This window comes from Acinetobacter endophylla, assembly GCF_053543775.1.
Window position 1 is genome coordinate 1 of record NZ_JBLVOM010000276.1, and the last position, 2,020, is coordinate 2,020.

Below are 2,020 nucleotides of genomic sequence, written 5' to 3' on the forward strand. Positions count from 1 at the left end.
TGGTCAGGAAATTGCAACTTCGTTAAAAGATAATTTACAAGGTGTATTTACCCCAAAATCGGATGATCATTTTAATAAAGTAGATCTTAAACAGCTCTCAAATTTTGATGTCGATACCTCAAAGTTTGATGAACTTCCTGTTATCGGTTCAACACATTCCAATACGGTCAATACTGCGGGATTGAGCTTGGTAAGCCCCACTTCAAGAACGCTTGATATTTCTGAGGCAGTGAAAATTGCGGTTCAGCGACATCCTGAAATTAGTCAAAATATTGCGAGTCTTGCTTCTCAAAATGCCAATATTGATGTGGCTAAAGCTGCATATTATCCTCAATTATCGGGTGGTATTTCGACTGGAGATATGACTTCTGGCGAACGCGGTCGGCAGTTATTAAGTCTTAATGCGACACAGATGGTCTATGATTTTGGTAAGGTCAAATCCAGTGTGGATATTCAAAAAGCCAGATTAGCATTGCAGCAGGCGCAAGTGCTGGTCAAGATTGATGAGGTTGCACTTGAGGTTGCAAGTGCAATCGTGAATCTAAAACGCTATGAGGAAGTCTGTCGCATTGCACAGCAGCAAGTAGATGGGATTGCACGTATTGCTGAGATTGCCAATTTGCGTGCAAATGCTGGCATTAGCAGTCAGGCAGATCCCGTGCAGGCGAAGTCGTATCTTGAAGCTTCCCAATCAAATTTAATTGCTCAACAAACACAATTAAGACTGTATCAACAAAAATTACGGACTTTACTGGGCTTTGATATCAGTCGGATCAACTGGAAAATACCTGAAAATGTAGTCACTGAATCAAAGATTTTTGAAGCACCTAAAATCAATACGATTCCTACGATTATGTCTGCTCAAGCAGAAGTAAATGTTGCAAAAGCACAGAAAACTCAGACAGATCTCAGTCGTTACCCTACTTTAAATTTAGTTGGAACGCTAAGTCAGGCACTGAATGGTGTCAATCCAAACAATAACAAGGATGACGGATTTGATAGTTCAATTAAATTTGAAGCAAGCAGTAACTTCTTTCAGGGTGGATCAGTGGGGGCGCAAAGTCGCGCTGCAAGTTATGCAGAAGAAGCTGCCAAAGCCAAAGTACAAAATAGTTATATGGATATTCTGGAACAGATTCGCATGACTGAGGAACAAGTCACAAATAAACAACGGCAGATGCAGGTTTTGGTTGCCAGACAATCAACCACCACCAGAACAAAAGAATTATATCAGGAGCAATATAAGCTTGGTACGCGGACAGTAGTGGACTTACTTAATGCTGAACAAGCCATTCATAGTGCAAATATGGAAATTGAAAATAATCGTTATGATATTTATGCAAATCTAGTCCAACTTATCTCGACTACAGGTCAATCACGAGATGTTTATCATCTTAATCGTCTATCCATTCAGGGGGTTGAGGTTCAGCCATGAGTACGATGAATTACCAGCCATATCTTCAGGCAATTTTATTGATTGCCAAACATTATCGTATCGAAACCTCTGAAGAACGTATCCGTTTGCAGATGGATTGGGCAGGGGCTAGTGCAGCAGATGAGGTCGTGAAAACGATTGCACGTCAGATTGGCTTAAGTGTACGTAAAAGTAAATTTTCAAAAGAGATGCTTAATCCATGGCGTTTACCAGTCATCGTGGTATTCAAGGATGGTCAAGTTGGTGTGGTTGATCAGGCAGATGTCGATCATAATGTCAGTATCCAGATGAGTGGTGATCAGGGGCTTGCGCAAAGTTTTGTTGCTTCTGACCTTCAACATGAAATTGAAAGTGTTTATATCCTGCGACCTGAAAAATCAGTTGCAGATGCGCGTATTGATGAATATATCAAACCTTATGAGAGTAGTTGGTTCTGGTCGATCGTGTTACGTGACTGGAAACGATATATCGATATTATGTTTGCATCATTAATTGCAAATATTCTGGCACTGGCAACCATTATATTTTCAATGCAAGTCTATGATCGAGTCGTGCCTTCTCAGTCAATTCCTACGTTATGGGTGT

Annotated in this window: 2 protein-coding genes; both read left to right on the forward strand. The window is 40.5% G+C overall.

The features are described from left to right. Nucleotides 1-10: 10 nt before the first annotated feature. The gene (locus ACNPNW_RS15980; protein ID WP_448767165.1) at nt 11-1,435 is read left to right on the forward strand and encodes a TolC family protein; all 1,425 of its coding nucleotides are present in this window, start codon (nt 11-13) and stop codon (nt 1,433-1,435) included. After that, nucleotides 1,432-2,020: cysteine peptidase family C39 domain-containing protein (locus ACNPNW_RS15985; protein ID WP_448767162.1), on the forward strand; the 589-nt coding region annotated here is incomplete at its 3' end. The genes ACNPNW_RS15980 and ACNPNW_RS15985, both read left to right, overlap by 4 nt.